The 16,621-nt window shown below is 45.3% G+C and carries 17 protein-coding genes and 3 pseudogenes; 12 read left to right on the top strand and 8 right to left on the bottom strand.

Annotation, left to right across the window (positions count from 1 at the left end; translation table 11 throughout):
- Positions 1-32 precede the first annotated feature (32 nt).
- On the top strand, positions 33-1,685 hold the full coding sequence (locus tag EAO36_RS06580; RefSeq protein ID WP_120948591.1) for an L-lactate permease: 1,653 nt from the start codon (positions 33-35) through the stop codon (positions 1,683-1,685).
- Here the strand turns inward: EAO36_RS06580 and EAO36_RS06575 are convergent.
- A pseudogene (locus tag EAO36_RS06575) lies at positions 1,645-2,716 on the bottom strand (AI-2E family transporter). The gene EAO36_RS06580 and the pseudogene EAO36_RS06575 overlap by 41 nt on opposite strands.
- Before the next feature lie 51 nt (positions 2,717-2,767).
- On the opposite strand from EAO36_RS06575, the pseudogene dapF reads away from it, so the two are divergent.
- From dapF to selB, 3 genes and pseudogenes are all read left to right on the top strand, one after another.
- Positions 2,768-3,534 (top strand): annotated as a pseudogene (gene dapF / locus EAO36_RS06570) (diaminopimelate epimerase).
- A gap of 64 nt (positions 3,535-3,598) precedes the next feature.
- On the top strand, positions 3,599-3,922 hold the full coding sequence (locus tag EAO36_RS06565) for a hypothetical protein (RefSeq protein WP_120948594.1): 324 nt from the start codon (positions 3,599-3,601) through the stop codon (positions 3,920-3,922).
- Complete coding sequence (gene selB, locus EAO36_RS06560; RefSeq protein ID WP_120955876.1) at positions 3,922-5,766, top strand: selenocysteine-specific translation elongation factor; 1,845 nt, start codon at positions 3,922-3,924, stop codon at positions 5,764-5,766. Before EAO36_RS06565 ends, selB begins: the two co-directional genes overlap by 1 nt.
- A gap of 93 nt (positions 5,767-5,859) precedes the next feature.
- On the opposite strand, the gene EAO36_RS08500 is transcribed toward selB, so the two are convergent.
- The 4 genes and pseudogenes from EAO36_RS08500 to EAO36_RS06545 form a co-directional block, all read right to left on the bottom strand.
- Positions 5,860-6,009 (bottom strand): hypothetical protein, encoded by a 150-nt coding sequence (locus EAO36_RS08500; RefSeq protein ID WP_162983098.1) that lies wholly within the window; start codon positions 6,007-6,009, stop codon positions 5,860-5,862.
- A 91-nt stretch (positions 6,010-6,100) separates the two neighbouring features.
- A pseudogene (locus tag EAO36_RS06555) lies at positions 6,101-7,167 on the bottom strand (LptF/LptG family permease).
- The gene (gene pth / locus EAO36_RS06550) at positions 7,164-7,724 is read right to left on the bottom strand and encodes an aminoacyl-tRNA hydrolase (RefSeq protein ID WP_120948596.1); all 561 of its coding nucleotides are present in this window, start codon (positions 7,722-7,724) and stop codon (positions 7,164-7,166) included. The pseudogene EAO36_RS06555 and the gene pth overlap by 4 nt, the downstream one beginning before the upstream one ends.
- Positions 7,724-8,260: a 50S ribosomal protein L25/general stress protein Ctc gene (locus EAO36_RS06545; RefSeq protein WP_120955875.1), complete on the bottom strand. Its 537-nt coding sequence runs from the start codon at positions 8,258-8,260 to the stop codon at positions 7,724-7,726. The genes pth and EAO36_RS06545 overlap by 1 nt, the downstream gene beginning before the upstream one ends.
- 119 nt (positions 8,261-8,379) lie before the next feature.
- On the opposite strand from EAO36_RS06545, the gene EAO36_RS06540 reads away from it, so the two are divergent.
- The 5 genes from EAO36_RS06540 (at position 8,380) to EAO36_RS06520 (ending at position 11,887) form a co-directional block, all read left to right on the top strand.
- On the top strand, positions 8,380-8,982 hold the full coding sequence (locus EAO36_RS06540) for an outer membrane protein (protein ID WP_235852284.1): 603 nt from the start codon (positions 8,380-8,382) through the stop codon (positions 8,980-8,982).
- 77 nt (positions 8,983-9,059) lie between these two features.
- A complete protein-coding gene (sodB, locus tag EAO36_RS06535) occupies positions 9,060-9,701 on the top strand; it encodes a superoxide dismutase [Fe] (RefSeq protein WP_120955874.1) in 642 nt (213 codons plus the stop codon).
- Complete coding sequence (locus tag EAO36_RS06530) at positions 9,701-10,477, top strand: thiazole synthase (RefSeq protein ID WP_120955873.1); 777 nt, start codon at positions 9,701-9,703, stop codon at positions 10,475-10,477. The genes sodB and EAO36_RS06530 overlap by 1 nt, the downstream gene beginning before the upstream one ends.
- A complete protein-coding gene (gene cmoA / locus EAO36_RS06525) occupies positions 10,474-11,172 on the top strand; it encodes a carboxy-S-adenosyl-L-methionine synthase CmoA (RefSeq protein ID WP_120955872.1) in 699 nt (232 codons plus the stop codon). Before EAO36_RS06530 ends, cmoA begins: the two co-directional genes overlap by 4 nt.
- A gap of 22 nt (positions 11,173-11,194) precedes the next feature.
- Complete coding sequence (locus tag EAO36_RS06520) at positions 11,195-11,887, top strand: tetratricopeptide repeat protein (RefSeq protein ID WP_120955882.1); 693 nt, start codon at positions 11,195-11,197, stop codon at positions 11,885-11,887.
- A gap of 14 nt (positions 11,888-11,901) precedes the next feature.
- Here the strand turns inward: EAO36_RS06520 and EAO36_RS06515 are convergent, their stop codons facing one another.
- Positions 11,902-12,933 carry a bifunctional 3,4-dihydroxy-2-butanone 4-phosphate synthase/GTP cyclohydrolase II gene (locus EAO36_RS06515; protein WP_120948601.1) on the bottom strand — a complete coding sequence of 344 codons (1,032 nt, stop codon included), beginning with the start codon at positions 12,931-12,933 and terminating at the stop codon, positions 11,902-11,904.
- 82 nt (positions 12,934-13,015) lie between these two features.
- Here EAO36_RS06515 and modA point away from each other — a divergent pair, with 82 nt between their 5' ends.
- Genes modA through EAO36_RS06500 form a run of 3 tightly spaced genes read left to right on the top strand, consistent with a single transcriptional unit; the run spans position 13,016 to position 15,298 of the window.
- The gene (gene modA, locus EAO36_RS06510) at positions 13,016-13,741 is read left to right on the top strand and encodes a molybdate ABC transporter substrate-binding protein (RefSeq protein ID WP_120948602.1); all 726 of its coding nucleotides are present in this window, start codon (positions 13,016-13,018) and stop codon (positions 13,739-13,741) included.
- Positions 13,742-14,419 carry a molybdate ABC transporter permease subunit gene (modB, locus tag EAO36_RS06505; protein ID WP_120948603.1) on the top strand — a complete coding sequence of 226 codons (678 nt, stop codon included), beginning with the start codon at positions 13,742-13,744 and terminating at the stop codon, positions 14,417-14,419.
- 48 nt (positions 14,420-14,467) lie between these two features.
- Positions 14,468-15,298 (top strand): outer membrane beta-barrel protein, encoded by an 831-nt coding sequence (locus tag EAO36_RS06500; RefSeq protein ID WP_235852397.1) that lies wholly within the window; start codon positions 14,468-14,470, stop codon positions 15,296-15,298.
- Positions 15,299-16,099: 801 nt separating this feature from the next.
- Here EAO36_RS06500 and EAO36_RS06495 read toward each other — a convergent pair.
- Together EAO36_RS06495 and EAO36_RS06490 are read right to left on the bottom strand one after the other, a co-directional pair.
- Positions 16,100-16,327 (bottom strand): hypothetical protein, encoded by a 228-nt coding sequence (locus EAO36_RS06495; RefSeq protein WP_120948841.1) that lies wholly within the window; start codon positions 16,325-16,327, stop codon positions 16,100-16,102.
- Positions 16,324-16,621 (bottom strand): site-specific DNA-methyltransferase (locus tag EAO36_RS06490; RefSeq protein WP_162983272.1); only part of this gene is annotated, 298 nt, incomplete at its 5' end. The genes EAO36_RS06495 and EAO36_RS06490, both read right to left, overlap by 4 nt.

The following is a 16,621-nucleotide window of genomic DNA, read 5'->3' as shown; positions in this document are numbered from 1 at the left end:
CTGCCTCCTATTGCAAATTGTGAGGAGAGTTTATGGAATGGCATCAGGTTTATGCTCCTTTGCTGGATAATATATGGTTGAGTGCCTTTGTGGCAGTTTTGCCTATTGTACTCTTTTTTATGTCTTTGATTGTCTTCAAACTCAAAGGGCACATCGCCGCATTTTTGAGTGTCGCCCTTTCGGTGCTGATTGCTGTAGGGGTTTATAAAATGCCTATGGGCATGGTGGGGGCTAGCTTTATCTATGGCTTTTTATATGGGCTTTGGCCCATTGCGTGGATCATCATCGCAGCGATTTTCCTCTATAAACTCTCTGTCAAATCCGGCTACTTTGAGATTCTTAAGGAAAGTGTGCAATCTATTACCCCAGATCACCGCATTTTAGTGATCTTGATTGGGTTTTGTTTTGGCTCGTTTTTAGAGGGGGCGATTGGATTTGGCGGACCGGTAGCTATCACGGCGGCTATTTTAGTAGGCCTTGGTCTTAATCCCCTCTATGCAGCTGGGTTATGTTTGATTGCCAATACTGCGCCGGTTGCCTTTGGCGCGGTAGGCATTCCCATCACCGCAATGGCCGGCGCGGTGGGTGTGAGCGCGCTAGCGATCAGTGCGATGGCGGGCAAAATTTTATTTTTTGTCAGCTTGCTTGTGCCCTTTTTTATTGTGTTTTTGATGGACGGCGTGCGTGGCATCAAAGAAACTTTTCCGGCGGTGTTTGTGGCTGCCTTTAGTTTCGCCCTCGCCCAATATCTAAGCTCAAACTATCTAGGTCCAGAACTTCCCGGGATTCTCTCTGCCATTGTATCTCTAGTATCAACAGCAATCTTTTTGAAATTTTGGCAACCCAAGCACATTTTTAGGAGCGATGGCAAAGAGGTTGCCCACACACACCAAAAACACCATATCTGTAAGGTCTTCGTAGCATGGGCACCTTTTATCATCTTAATCATCACCATTGTGATTTGGACTCAGCCTTGGTTTAAATCTCTGTTTGCTAAAGGTGGGGCGTTAGCTTTCTCTAATTTTTATTTTGAATTTGAGAGCATTAGTCAAAAAATCTTTAAAAGCGCACCTTTTGTGGTAGAAGGCAAGAGCGCGACAATCCCAGTGATCTTTAAATTACCCTTGATTAACACCGTGGGGACTTCTATTTTTGTCGCTGCAATTTTGAGTATTTTTGTGCTCCGTGTCAAGCCTAGTGAGGCAACTAGCGTGTTTGTAGAAACCCTCAAAGAAATGCGCTACCCGATTTTAACCATTGGATTAGTTTTAAGCTTTGCCTTTGTGTCCAATTACAGTGGAATTTCTGCCACGATGGCTTTAGCTCTCACGCACACGGGCAAAGCCTTTACTTTCTTCTCGCCCATCATTGGCTGGATTGGCGTGTTCCTCACCGGGAGTGACACCAGTTCTAACCTACTCTTTGGCTCTCTCCAACAGCTCACAGCAGGCAATTTAAAAATCCCCGAAGTGCTCACGCTCACAGCCAACACCGTGGGAGGAACTTTGGGCAAGATGATTAGCCCACAGAGTATCGCCATTGCGTGCGCGGCGGTGGGTTTAAGTGGTAAAGAGTCCGATCTGTTTAAATTTACGGTGAAGTATTCCGTGATCTTTGTGATCTTGATGGGGATTGCTATCACCATCATTGCCTATGGTTTCCCCCAGATTGTGCCGGTAGCATAGAGGGCTTCTTAATAAAGGACTTTTCATACACGCGTAAAAGCACAATAAAAAATGCGGTGATAGTAGGACCCACCGCGATTCCCCAAAACCCAAATTTGCTAATGCCTGCCAAGATAGAAAAGAAGATCAAAATCTCGTTGATTTTAAGAGAGATTTTCAAAACTTTCTCTTTGATCACCCCAATTAAAAGGGGTTTGATCAGGCTATCAATCAAGCCCCCAATGAGGATAATGGAGTAAAGTGCGATGATGAGCGCGTGCGTGCCCTGCCCCAAATACATCTCATAAAGCGAGACGGGCACCCACACCAAAGCCCCACCCACAATGGGAATGAGCGCGGCTAGTCCGTATAAAATTCCCAAAGAGAGCCAATCAAGCCCAAAGACGACCATTAAGATTCCAAAGGCAAAACCTTGTAAGACCACATTGATAATGGAGGTTAAGAGCACCACGCGCAAAATCCCCGCCACCTCTCTAAAAATGCCCTTGCTTTGGATTTTCTCAAAGGGCAAAACTTCTAGAATATATTGGTAAAAAGTTTGCCCGTAAAAAAAAACACAAAAACAAGAACACCAGCACCATCACCGTGTCGCTGGCAAACTTCAAACTATATTTGCCAATATCGCTACTAAACTGCAAAACATAGGACATGATCGAGTGTGCAGAGATATTGGCAAGAATTTTATGGGCGTATTCGCTAAGAGCGGGGAAACTCTCCAAACGCACCAACAAATCGGCTTTAAACTTCTCCATAAAGAAAGACACCCGCTCTAAATTCAGGTGGAAAATGAAATCTGCGCTCTTATAAACCAAGAAATACACGGGGATAACAAGACAACTCAGCAACGCCAACACGCAGAGCAGGGAGCTTAATAAATTGCTCATGTGCCGATCAAAAAACTCTTTGAGCCAAAACACGGTTACGCAGAGCAGACCCGCGATGAGCAAATCCATTAAGAAATCCTCATACAAGTAGAGCATCCAATAAAAGGCAATGCTAAAAAGTAGCCAGAAAAAATACACCGGTCGCACAGGAGTCCTAGATTTTTGCTATATAATACCCAAACTAGACAAAGGAGAGCGATGATTTTCCATAAATATTGCGCCAGTGGGAATGATTTTTTGATCACCCACCATTCCAAAAGCAGGATCGATCCAGCTTGGCTAAAGAGCTTTGTGATCGCCATTCTGGTTTTGGGGCAGATGGTTTGGTGATCTTATTGCCCCATGCCAAACATGCCTATGAATGGGACTTTTATAATGCCGATGGGAGCGTGGCTAGCATGTGTGGGAATGCGAGTCGGTGTGTAGCCTTCTATGCCTACATGCAGGGTTTAGCCCCCTTGCAACACTCTTTTGTGAGCAACACTAAAGTTATTAGCGTGGAAATCCAAGAATTACAAGGGCAACAAGCGTTGGTGCAAAGCAATTTGGGGCATTATACGTGGCTTCAAAGCTTGGAACTGGAGGGTTGTTTATGGCACTTAATCGATACGGGTGTGCCCCACTTGGTGCATTTTGTGGATCACCCTGACCAAATCCCCACGCACAAGACTCCACAAATGCAAGATTTACGCAGGCATTTTAATGCCAATGTCAATATTGCCTATATCCAAGATTCCCATACCATCAGACTAGCCACCTATGAACGCGGAGTTGAGGACATCACTTTGGCATGCGGGACGGGCATGGCGGCGGTGTTTATTGCCGCCCATCGCAAACATAACACTTTGGATCAAGCGGTGTTGATCCCCCCAAGTGGACAGCATCTATCTTTGCATGTGCAAACAGAACAAATTTATTTTAAAGGCTGGGTGCAATCGGTTGGGGTGGTGTGTAAATACCCCTAATAATCTTGAGTGCCCGCTCTTTTTGTGTTAGAATGCGTTGTGTTAAATCATCAAAAGAGTGATCATGCATACAAGGGTGTTGTTGGGGATTTTAGGTGTTTTTGTGCTGGTATTTGTGGGTTGTTCTTCTGTGATTGCAGCTAGGGTCCCCATGTTCCAATATACGATGCATTTTAATGCGAGCGATTTTGACGTTGGTCCCGTTGTTAGCGCACAAATACGCTATGATGCCTCCGATCCGCATATTTACGAATTATTGCTCAACAAAGCCATTGCGGCAAACAAATGCGACACTATTTTATTACCCCGTTATGAGGTGATCGGCAAAACTTTTGGGAGGGATATTTTACGCCTTACTGGCAGGTGTTCTATTTACAAAGAAAGATAATGCCAGAATACTTCTTACTAGGCGTTTGTGGGCATGTCGATCATGGTAAAAGCGCGCTGATCAAAGCCCTTACAGGTTTTGAGGGGGATACCAGCGTGCATGAAAAAGAGCGCGGAATCACCATTGATTTAAGCTTTAGCGCGCTGAAAAGTGCAACTAGAACTTTGGGTTTTGTTGATGTGCCCGGACATCAAGATTTAGTGTTTAAAATGGTGGGGGGGAGTTTTGGGCTCGATGTGGGCTTGTTGGTGATCGATGCTAATGAGGGGCTAAAAGCCCAAAGCCTAGAGCATGCTTGTACCCTCTCTTTTTTAAAGATTCCATGCGTGGTGGTTTTGAGTAAGACGGACAAGTGCCTAGATTTGGAGGCACAAAAACAGAGTATCCAAGCCAGCCTCAAACCTTACAAATTGACTATCTTAGCCCTTTTGGCGTGCAGTATCTACGATCCACAAAGCCTAGAGGACCTGAAAAATTTTTTATTAAACTACCCTTTTTACAAAAGAAAACAAGGTGGCGATCTGGATCGCCTTTTTAGACTCTACATTGATCGGGTTTTTGTCTTGCCCGGGCGGGGCGTGGCGGTGAGCGGGAGTATTTTAGGCGGGTCAATTAAAGAACATGACAAAGTTTGGATTGCCCCTTTAAATCGAGTCGTGGGGGTTAAGAGCTTACACCAACACGCCCAAGAAATCCAAGAAGCCCACCAACACCAGCGCGTGGCGTTGCAATTACAAGGGGTGAGGGCTGAAGAACTCAAAATGGGCATGCTCTTAAGCACAAAGGGTTATTTGCGCGCATTTGATTGTGTAGATGCCAAGCTTTTAGCCGCTCCCCAATCTTTGCCCATCCAGCACAACCAACGCATCAGCCTGCAAATAGGTATGCTCAAAATCCAAGCAAAAGTCCTGATTTTGCAATATCCTTATGTGACTTTGGTGCTTGATCAAGCTATCTTTGCTTGTTTTGGCGATGTGGGGATTGTAAGCCTGCAACAGCGCATTTGGGGGGCAGCACAGATTCTTAATCCCATCACTGATTTGCTCAAAAAACCCATTAAGCTTGACTTGCTCAAAGCCCTCGATCGCCAAGATTTAATCCAAGCCTTTAGTATTCTAGCCCAAGCGCACAAAAAAGGCTTTGGTCTGCTCTCTAGTCTGCAAAGATTTGCACTCAAGCCCACTAAAGCTCTAGAAATTGCTAACCAAGTGGGCGGGGTGGTTGTGGATTGTCAAGAATATGTGCTCTACCCACAAAGCACTTTAAAAAGCGTAACGCACACCATTGCTAGCATTTATCAAAACAACCCCCAAGCCTTGTTAAGTGCCAAAAGTTTAGCCCACAAACATAGCTACATCAGCCCCTACCTAGCCACCCTAGCTTTTCAAACCTTGCAAGATCAGGGCAAGATTGAGGAGCAAAAAGGGCTATGGGTGCAAAAAGGGCTCATCTTAGAAAAGGTGCAAGAAAAGCTTCAAGATAAGCTTTATGCCCTCCTCAAACAAGGGCAATTTGCCCCCCAAGCCCCCTATAATCTCTATGATGTCCTCGATGTGGATCGCCAAATGGGCGATCGGGCTTTAAAAGCCCTCTGCCAAGCCAAAAAGGTGGTGCGCTTGAGTCATAATGTCTTTCTGGAGAGCCAAGCCCTGCAACAAGTGTTAGATTTGATCTTAAAATTGCTCCAAGAACACCCCAGTCTAGACATCCAACTCCTAAAAACCCATTTGCCCCTCTCGCGCAAATTCCTAATCGCCTATTTGGAATATTTAGACAGCTTGGGGAAAACCACCAACTTAGAGGGCAAACGCTTTTTAAAGCAGGGATTTAACAACAATTCTTAGTATCAAGTCAGACTTAAATATATGGTTTCAAAGGCTGGGGATTAGTGGAGCGTGAGATAATAACTTTGCCCATTTTCTCCATTCAAGTGAGTTCTAGTAAATACCTCCAATCTGTATTTTTAGACAATAAGTGGCGATCACACCCTTTTGTGCGTCTGAAAAATCGTGATTGCTCCATGCAAAATGGTGGGCGATCTGTAAAAACGTCTTTTTCCCCTCTAGCTCTAACGTGCCTAAAAACATGCCAACTTCTTGTTTTCAAAGCTGGCACATTATATATCACCTTCTTTCCCCCTGTCAAGGGCGCGTGCATTTTTGGACTTGAGAGTTTGTGTTATAAACGGGTGTTGAGCTTGTTGTAGTGATAAAGGGCGATGCCTAAAAGCGTGAGGAAGGGCATTAAAATCCCCACTTCGGGTAAGAATATGCCTGAGATGCTAAATTTGCCTAAAGCAAAGAACAGCCCCCATAGGATCAAGGAGAGTAAAATAAATTTCAGACTCAAAAGGGCTAAGTTTTCATAGCGGGCGAGGTTGGGGGTATAGTAGGCGATTAAAATAGCGGTGAGGGGGACAAAAAAGGGGAGGAGGATAGAAACATATAAAAACCCCCGAATCTTTTTGGTGTCTGCCTTTTGTTTGTAAAGGACATGCAAGGAGCGGATCGCATCTGTGATCGAGACAGCGGGCTTGTTTTGGTAGATGGTGTCTAGGACTTTGGGGCGGAAACCCTTAAGGGTTTTTAAGATGGGGAGTTTTTGTACGTGCAAGCCTTGTTGTCCTAAAGTGAGGGGGAAGGGCAAGGTTGAAAGGGTGACCCCATGCAAGACCCAGTAGCGATCCTCAAACACCGCACTAGAGGCTTGCGCAAAGGTGCGTAACACGCCCTCTTGCAGGGTAAAAATTTTGATATTTTGGGCATTTTGCAAGAGGGGGTTGATCTTTTCAAAATAAACATAATCATCATTGTATTTAACTAAGAGATTTTCGGAGATATTGGCGGCATTGTCTTTGTAAATGATGGATTCGGCTTTTTCTTGCATATAGACAAAGGGGGTGGCATTCAGTCCGATGAACACCACGATAAAAAACAAATTGATCGCCAGCATGGGGGCTAAAATCTGCTTGATAGAATAGCCAATGGCTAAAAGGGCGGTGTATTGGTTGGAGCGGATAAAGGCGATGTAAAAGAGTACCAGCCTAGCAAAAGTGAGATGGGGAGGGTGTAGTTAAGCGCATACAGACCATCATAGACAAAGAACAACACGATGAGGTTAGCCGCGCTGGGGAATTTCTCAGCATACTGCAGGCTATCAATGCCAATGAAAAAAAATTCTAAGGCGACGAGAATAGTCAGGCAGAATTTGAGGTAATACGAGGCAACAAAGACCCAAAGTTTCATGGGGATAAGGATTTGAGGGTGAAACGATTTTGCATGGCACTAAAATTGCCTTGCTGGAGGTAAAACTCAAGTGCCTTGAGGGCGTGGGTGAAAATTTGCTCTTTTAGACTCTCTTGCTCGGGGCTAAAGCGTTGCAAGACATAGGCGATGGTGTCATGTTTGAGGGCACTGCGTCCGATCCCAATTTTCATTTTATAAACTGGGTGGGGGTAGTGTTGCTCAATGGATTTTAGCCCATTATGCCCACCATGCCCGCCCTTACTCTTAAAACGCACCGCTCCCAAGGGCAAATCCAAATCATCATGCACGATCAAAACGGATTGCGTGTCATGGTAGCGCAAAAAGGCAGCTAAAGCCTGCCCGGATAAATTCATATAGGTCATGGGCTTGAGCAAATAGCCCTGCACACCGACTTTGGCATAATCGGCTTGGTATTTTTGGGAATGTGTAAAAGAAATCCCCAAACTCCGGGCGAGTAAATCTAAAATATCAAAGCCGACATTGTGGCGGGTATGGGCGTAGGCGGGCGTGGGGTTGCCAAGACCAACAATGAGCATTACTTGGCTTTGATCACCCCTACCACGGCGTTATTGGGGTTTTCTAAAATATGAGCCTGTGTGGGGGTTTTCAAATCCCGCACCAAGATCGCATCGCCCACATCTAAATGCGCCACATCGACCTCAAAACTTGAAAAGAGGTGTTCGGGCAAACATTCCACTTGTACGCGTTCCTTAGAGAGCATTAAAATCCCCTTGTTTTTAAGCCCCACAGGAGTCCCATGCACTTTCACGGGGATATGGAACTTGGTTTTAACGCCCTTTTGCAAGACCAGCAAATCCACATGGACTAAGGCGTTAGTAACTGGGTCTTTCTGGTAAGCCTGCACCACAACATGGTAGGTTTGATCGGCGATCTTAACCTCAAAATCTAGGTCAGGTTTGTTTTTGACAAAGCGGATAAAATCATTGGTTTTGAAAGTAGCATAGACATTGGGCATGCCTTTGCCATACAAGTTTGCCATTAAAAAGCTCTCTTTACGCAACGCCTTTTTTTGGGATTTTAAAAGTTCTCCCCTGAGTGTACCCTCTAACATAGCTCATCCTTATAAAAAATTAATCAAACTGGCATTCTAGCATGCTTTAGCTTAACAAAAAAACCCAAGCTTTAGCCAATTTATGCTAAATTGGTATAAAAAAAATTGCAAGGGTCGTTTTGAGTTTAAGAAGGTGGTGTTGCTTATTGTGTACCACTTGTTGTATTTATGCTAAGAATTTGAGCTATATGTCCTCGTCTTACCAAGCGGGCATTATTTATTTAAAATCTTTGGGGACTACCCAATTTATGCAGGGGGCATCGATCACTTGGGGGTATGAAGTCAATCCTAAACACGATTGGGCTTATGGGCGTTATTATGTGTTTTTAGATTATGGAAATGTGTTGCTAGAACCACCGGCTGGGCGGCAGGTGAATTTGTTCACCTATGGGGTGGGGGGAGATTTTATGGTCGCCTACAATAAAAATCCGATCAACACTTGGGCGTTTTTCTTTGGTTTGCAACTAGGAGCCAATACTTGGTTGCTCAACCAAAAGGCTAAAAATATCATTGTCAATACTTGGAATTCCTTCCGCGATTTGACGCGCTCCAAAGTAGCTTATTTTCGGGCGATTGGGACTTTTGGGGTGCAATTCCGCACCATTGTCACTTGGCACATTTTAGATGTGGAGATCGGGGCTAAAATCTTTTTAAACCCCGAGCCCAAAAGTGCCTTTGAACGGGGGGTGGTGTTTTTTATCTCACACGCATGGCATTTCTAGCCAGATCGCTTGTGTTTATCAAAAATATAACTAAAATGACTATAATAGCCCCCTAATTTTAAAAACAAGGAGATCACATGTTTGTTTTAAGAGACCTGCCCTACAGCAAAGATAGCATGGGGGACTTCTTAAGTCCTGTTGCCTTTGACTTCCACCATGGCAAACACCACCAAGGCTATGTCAATAATCTCAATAACCTCATCAAGGATAGTGAGTTTAAAGACAGCTGTTTATTCACCATTTTGAATAAATCTAGCGGTGGCATGTTTAACAACGCCGCCCAAATCTACAACCACGATTTTTATTGGGACTGCTTGAGTCCTAAAGCGACAGAGATGAGCGATGAGCTCAAAAGCGCGCTAGAACATGATTATGGCTCTTTGGAGAGCTTTAAAGAGGCTTTTCTCAAAAGCGCGACCACCCTATTTGGCTCGGGCTGGAACTGGGCGGTTTTCAACCCCGCTAATGGCAAGATTGAAATCGTGCAAACCAGCAACGCCCAAACCCCCGTTACAGACAAAAAAGTCCCCCTCTTGGTGGTAGATGTGTGGGAACATGCCTACTACATTGACCACAAGAACGCCCGCCCCGTGTATCTAGAAAAATTCTACGAACACATCAACTGGGCATTTGTCTCCCAGTGCTTGGAGTGGGCTAAAAAAGAGGGCGTAGGCTCTGTGGATTACTACATCAACCAGATCGTGCATAAGAAAGCCTAATGCACGACCCCCTCATCATCGGCTCTAAAGCCTTTGCCTCCCGCTTGATTGTGGGCAGTGGCAAGTATAAGGATTTTGCCACCACCAAGCAAGCCACGCTAGCCAGCGGGGCGCAGATGCTCACCGTGGCGGTTAGGCGAGTCAATATCACCGACCCTAGTAGTGAAAATTTATTAGACACTTTCAAAGACACGGACATTAGCTTTTTGCCCAATTCGGCCGGATGCACCAACGCCAAAGAAGCCATCGCCCTTTTTAGGCTAGTCAAAGAAGCCACGGGGATTACTTTTATCAAGCTAGAAATTATCGGGGATGATCGAACGCTATATCCAGATGTCATTGAAACCTTAAATGCTTGTGAAATCTTAGCTAAAGAGGGTTTTTGTGTGCTCGCTTACAGCAATGATGATCCCATCATGGCTAAGAAACTAGAAGACGCGGGCGCAAGCGCGGTGATGCCCTTAGCCTCCCCCATAGGTAGCGGGCTAGGGATTCAAAACCGCTATAACATTGGTTTTATTAAAGAAGCTGTAAAAGTGCCCGTGATTGTGGATGCGGGCGTGGGCTGTGCCTCCGATGCGAGCATGGCTATGGAGCTTGGGGCTGATGGGGTGCTCACCAACTCTGCCATCGCCCTAGCTAAAGACCCCGTGCTCATGGCTGAGAGCATGAAATTTGCCGTGCTAGCCGGGCGCAAGAGTTATTTAGCCGGGCGTATCCCTAAAAAAGCTTACGCGAGTCCTAGCTCGCCCGTCTTTGGGCTAGCGCAGTTGTGAAGGACACCCTTTTTAGCACCGCTTTACCCAAACGCTTTGAGTTTGACAGCCAAGTGGCGGGCATGTTTGATGACATGCTCACCCGTTCTATCCCCTACTACCAAGAAACTCTAAAGCTTGCTAGCCATTTTGTAGCCCAAGACTTAGAGGGCGTGGTTTATGATCTAGGCTGTTCTACGGGCAATTTTTTAGCCACCCTAGCCCCCCTCTTGCCCTCCGATGCGCTTTTAGTGGGTGTGGATAACGCCCCAAGCATGCTAGAAAAGGCGCAAGAAAAATTGCAAACTGCCAAGATAACTTGGCGTTGCGAAGATCTCTTAAACACCTCTTTAGACAATGCCGGGGCTGTTGTCTTGCTCTACACTTTGCAATTCATTAGACCCTTGCAACGCCAAGCCTTGATAGGGCGCATTTTTGCCGCCCTAAAGCCCGGGGGCGTGGTGGTGGTAGCCGAGAAAATGATGAGCTTGGATCGCATTTTAGATAAACAAATGGTGGAGCTTTACTATCTTTACAAGCAAGCGCAGGGATACACCCTAAGCGAAATCACCTTTAAAAGAGAAGCCCTAGAAAATGTGCTTGTGCCCTATAGTTTGCAAGAAAACACCGCCCTTTTGGAGCAAGCGGGCTTTAAGCATGTAGAGGTGCTCTTTAAGTGGGTGAATTTTGGGCTCTTGATTGCCCGTAAGGTTTAGATTGATCCTAAAAAGCAGAGAGATGACACGCACCGCTAAAAACATCCTTAAGATAGCCCTCATCAGTCTGTGTTGTATGGCAAGTCTTTTTGCCCATGACAACCAAACAAAAGCCCAGCAAATTAAACAATACCTCTCTATAGCCAACAAGGCTTATCATCGCAAAAATTACAACAAGGCTTTCACATACTTTCAAAAAGCAGCAGATATGGGGAGTGTTAAGGGTTATATCGGTTTGGGGGATCTGTATAGCGACTATGATAGTGGTTTTAGTGATTATGCGCAAGCCTTGTTCTATTACAAAAAAGCAGCGGATTTAGGGAGTGCAGAGGCTTATTTTTGCCTAGGCTATCTGTATGAAGTGGGTGGCGATTGCGATAGATTCGAATGCGCTGTGAAGCCAGATAATAAAAAAGCCCTGCAATACTTCAAAAAAGCAGGCGACATGGGATATGCAGCAGGCTATCTCGATGCGGGATCGATGTATGAGGGTGATGAAGGCATCCCCAAAGATTACGCCAAAGCCAAAGAATATTACCAAAAGGCAGCAGACATGGGGGAGCCTGCAGCTTACAGTAATTTGGGAATTATGTATGCACATGGTAAAGGTGTCAAGCCCGACAAAGAAAAAGCGCGCCAATACTACCAAAAGGCTTGCAATATGGGTTTTGACACCTCTTGTTGGCTCCTAAAGGAGCTAAAGCACAAGAACTAAAGGAGTGCAAGGTGCTAGGGTTGCAAAGTCTCTAGTAGATTTAAACCAAAGCCCCTTAAAGCCGTGTGTTCGGGGTTATCTTGACTGGTGAGCAATCTAAAGCTTTTCACCCCCAAGCTTTTTAAAATCAACGCCCCGATCCCAAAGTTCTTGAGCGTGTCATAGGTCTTTGCTTGGGGATCAATAAAGATCAAAAACCCGCCCTCAGCACTCAATTTTTGCAAGGCATCCATCAAAAAGCGGTATTGATCGCCCTGACTTAGCAATTCATAATCGCTTTTGATGATGTGGAAACGCACAAGGGGTCTTGCTAAATCGCCCATAAATTGGTAGGCGTAATGCTTGCGGTGCAAATGATCCTCAAAGACAAAATGCGTGCAAGGCAACTCAAGAAACTGGGCGTACTCTTGACTTAGGATTTTTAAGAGATTTTCGCTCTGCAGGCGGTAACTCACAATATCAGAGACATAGAGGGTTTTTAACCCATGTGTTTTGGCAAAATCAAGCAAAAACTTATCCCCCCGTTTTGCCATCGATCCATCTTCTTTCATGATCTCACAAATCACGCTAATAGGCTTGAGACCGGCTAATTTACACAAATCTACGCTTGCCTCTGTGTGTCCGGTTCTGACCAAAACGCCTTCATCTTTAGCAATCAAGGGGAAAATGTGCCCGGGGCGTACAAAATCCTGCGCGCTGGTGTGTTCCTTGCATAAAAGCTCAATGGTTAAAGATCGTTCATAGGCAGAAATGCCGGTTTTAGCTACTCTAGCATCAATGGAGACCGTGAAAGCGGTTTCATGCTTGGAATCATTATGACTCACCATGGGCTTAAGATCAAATTTGTTAGCGATCTCTTGGGTGAGCGACACACAAATAAGCCCACGGGCGTGTTTTGCCATAAAATTGATCTTATCAGGCGTGCTAAAAATGCCTGCCATGACTAAATCCCCCTCATTTTCGCGATCTTCATCGTCCATTAAAATAATGAGCTCGCCATTTTTGATCGCCAACAAGGCTTGTTCCATTCTCTCTAAATTATCCATTTTTATCCTTGAAAAGAGGGCATTTTAACACAAAGTGGCTTGTTTAACTTTGGAGCTTATAATACCAATAAAAAGGGGTTTTATGCGTGCTTTTTGGCTTTTCTTGTTGTGTTTTTTGGTGGCACAAGCCGAGCAAATCCAAGTGGCCAGTGCGGCTAATTTAACAATGGCTCTCAAGGCTATCCGGACAAGATTTTTGCTTGATCACCCCAAAGCCCAGATCAAGCTTAGTTTTGGTTCTAGTGGTAAGCTTTATGCCCAAATCACACAGGGCGCACCCTTTGATCTCTTTATCTCTGCCGATCAAGAACGCCCCCTCAAACTCAAAGAGGAGCGATACACACCCTATGAGGTGAAGGTCTATGCCAAGGGTGTTTTGGTGCTTTGGAGTGCCACGCGCGAAGTTGAATCGCTAGATGCACTCAAAGGTTCGTTTAACCACCTCTCCATTGCCAACCCTCATCTAGCTCCCTATGGCAAAGCCAGCATGGAAGTGTTAGAAAAGCTAGGTTTAGATCAACAGCTTAAAAGTAAAATCGTGCAAGCCAATTCCATTTCTCAGGCCAACCAATATGTCGCTAGCAAGGGGGCGGATTTGGGTTTTAGTGCACTCTCGTTAATGGACTTGAAAAACACGCAACACTACTTGATTGTCCCCGCTCACCTCTACACACCCATTAAACAAGCCATGGTGCTCACCAATCAGGGGGGGCATAAAAAGCTAGCCAAAGAGTTTGAATCTTTTATTTTAAGTCCGGAGGGTAAAAAGATTTTAAAGGCCTATGGGTATTTGGTAGAGGGACTCTAATTGGATCATGCCTTTTTCTCTACACTCTATCTTACGCTATTGCTCGCCACTCTCACCACCTTAATTTTATTGCCCATCGGGTTGGCTCTAGGAGCGTATTTGGCACATAGGGGGGGCTTGTTTAAAACTTTCATAGAAACCTTGACTTGGATGCCTTTAGTCTTGCCCCCCACGGTGCTAGGGTTTTATCTCCTGATCTTATTTGCGCCCACAAGCCCCCTAGGTGCATGGTTGCAAAAAACTTTGCATTTGAAGCTGGTTTTTACCTTTGAGGGATTGGTGGTGGGGAGTGTGATCTTTTCTTTGCCTTTTATGGTTAATCCCATCAAGCACGCCCTAGCCAGCCTGCCCCCCTCACTCAAAGAAGCCAGCTACACTTTAGGCAAGGGACGGTTTTATACTTTCTTTAGAGTGCTCTTACCCAATATCAAACCCTCTTTATTGGTCGCCCTCACCACGACCTTTACACACACCATTGGGGAATTTGGGGTGGTGATGATGATCGGGGGGGATATTGAAGGGCAAACCCGTGTGGCCAGTATCGCCATCTTTATTGAATCAGAGGCCAACAATCAAGAGCTTGCCAACCAATACGCCTTAATCCTAAGTATGCTGAGTTTTGCCCTCTTATTCTCCACGCTCTTATGGCAGAAAAAACGTGTCTTTGGCCTGATCTAAAACATGCTAGCATGGGGGGGATTCTATTTATTTATTTTAAGGGTCTTGATGTTTTCAGTGTTTAGAGTGGGGGGTTTGGTGGGGGTGGTTTTGGGGGTGTTGCTAGCCGACAATAAAGGGTTTTATGTAGGCGGGGGGTTTGTTTATTCTCCCTTTGTGCGGCATTATGAATTTAAAATTGGCGGGGATGCGGATCAGATTCCGGGATTCCCGGCAGAAGAAAGCCAACGGCATTCTGGGGCACTCTTTGGGGGGAGTTTGCAAATGGGTTACCAGTATTTTTTGAAAAAGCCTAGGATTTTGGGTTTCCGTGGCTATGTGCGTGCCAGTGCTCAGGGGGGTAATTACGCCTACTTGGTCTATGGACGCGATGTAGATGATATTTTGGCCAAACAAAATGCCACCCAGCCAATAGCTAGCTTTTTCTACGGGGCAGGGTTAGACATTTTGATTGATTTTTACCACAAAAATACCCACAGTTTTGGCATATTTGTTGGGGCATTTGTGGGCGGGAACACTTGGTTGCTAGGGCCTTCTTATGCTAGCGACAAGACTTGTCAAACCCAAATTGCTACCCGCCCACGAGCATGCGTGACTGCCAATGAAGTTTGGGAACACATGGCAGGTCTGATCAATTTAAAGGGCAATAGTGCGGAGTTTAAGATCACCGGCGTGCAAGCGGGTATCCAGGTCGGGCTTAGGGCTAATATTACCAAGCACCAGAGTTTTGAAATGGGCGGGCGCATCTTTTTTGTCCCTCTAACCTACTATAAAGAGAACGACCATAATAAGTGGGGCAATTATGACAAGGGTGGGTATGGGGTGATCACTTTGCAACGCACCATGAGCCTCTTTGTAAATTATTATTATCATTTTTGATCTAGGCTGGGAGATATTGTATGGCGTAAGACTCTCTGCCACATTGATTGTATCTGTTATAGTGCCCTCTTGTGTTGGGCTTGTATGGGATTATCCACAATTTGAGCTACACTCATATATTGGGAACCCTTTCGTAATCTCTCCTCCTCATTTCCCCCCCCCACTGGCGACTAAATCATTGTCAATGGTTTTTAATTGGACCAACTCTTGTTCTGTCAAGTCCATCATCTCTCCTTGCAGATAACCCATTCTAGCCTTTAGAACTCTTGGACACAAGGATTAAACCCTTCTAGTTTAATGAGCAAAAGCCCCTAGGCTTTTGCAAAATGCGCTAGCATTTTAATAGTCAAACGGGCAATTGATACCAAAAGGCTAGAAAAGCCCCACCTAGAGTGGCCTAGCTTAAGCCCAAACGCTTTAGCATTTTAATCCTTATGCCCACCAAGATGATAAAAACCAAAGTGGCGCAAGTTTGCCCAACTAGAGTGGTGTAAGATTGATGACAAGCTTTACATTACCCCCCTCTAGCCCCCTATGGTGGGCACTTGGCAAAGAGGCAAAATGTAAAATTTGGATATGGTTAAAAACAGAGTGGGCAATTTAAGGGCTTAGAGGGTAAAATAAAATGCCCCCAAATGGGGGTAACCTCTTTTAAAGGATTGCTATGCCAAAAGCTAGCAAAAATCCTTTACGCTCATTTTGCCTAAAAATCTCTTTTTTTGGGCTTAAGTTTGTATTAAAATTCAAACGATAGCGTGAGGATTTCCCCGCTTAAGGCGGGGTTCTTTTGAGGTGTTGCCTTCAGCCTAGACTCCCCTTGGTGCAAAAATCCAAATCCCTTTCTAATTGCTCGGTGTAAATCAAGAGGGCTTTAAGGTAGTCCAAAGTGTTTAGACTGCTGGGGGGGCGTGTGGGTTTAATGACCTTGCACTTGGTGGGGATATAAACATCTTTGTAGATCACCCTAGGGGTGCAAGCACACAAGCTAAGCCCTAAAAGGCTGGTCAAAGCCCATTTAAGCGCGCTCATGCAAATAACCCCTCTGCCCCCATAGCGCGCTTTAAATTCTCTTGAGCGATCTTAGCATACTCTTTGGACTTCTCTATCCCGATAAAATCTAACCCCAATTGCACACACGCCACTCCCGTGCTCCCACTCCCACAAAAACAATCCAACACCACTGAGCCCTTGGGCAAAATTGCTAGTAAGTGCTTGAGCACCTCTGTAGGCTTTTGGGTGGCGTGTTGTTTCTTACTGGGGTGTAAGTAGGCTTGGACATAGCCATAGTGGTAATCTGGTTCTCTGCTGGGCAATTCCCCCTTA

Origin of the sequence: Helicobacter mehlei (assembly GCF_003660265.1) — a bacterium.
GTDB lineage: Bacteria > Campylobacterota > Campylobacteria > Campylobacterales > Helicobacteraceae > Helicobacter > Helicobacter mehlei.
Note: the sequence above shows the minus strand (reverse complement) of the source record. Positions and strands in the feature narration are given on the sequence as shown.